The 241-nt window shown below is 58.5% G+C and carries 1 protein-coding gene; it reads right to left on the reverse strand.

The window, feature by feature from the left end; all coding sequences use genetic code 11:
- A partial coding sequence (locus P0D80_RS51735) for a hypothetical protein (protein WP_408296827.1) occupies positions 1–199 on the reverse strand: 199 nt, incomplete at its 3' end.
- Positions 200–241: the final 42 nt, after the last annotated feature.

A 241-nucleotide genomic window follows, 5' to 3' on the forward strand; every position in this document is an offset into this window, starting at 1 on the left:
TCAGCTCACTTTGCAGCATGCCCGAAAGTACCGCTGTGCACGTGAAGCTATCCCCCTTCCCAAGGAGTCGTCCCCTGTAATCCGCCAGGTCGTCCTTTGAAAAGCCCTTGACACCAGGATCCAGGTCCCCGGCATGATTGAGCATGGCGACCGCCAGCACACGCAGCCCTTCCGGCGAATCGAGTTCCCTACCAAACATCCTGGAACTGCTCGCGTACGACAGTGAGGCTGCATGGGTTCT

This window comes from Paraburkholderia sp. RL17-373-BIF-A, from assembly GCF_046030175.1.
Lineage (GTDB): Bacteria > Pseudomonadota > Gammaproteobacteria > Burkholderiales > Burkholderiaceae > Paraburkholderia.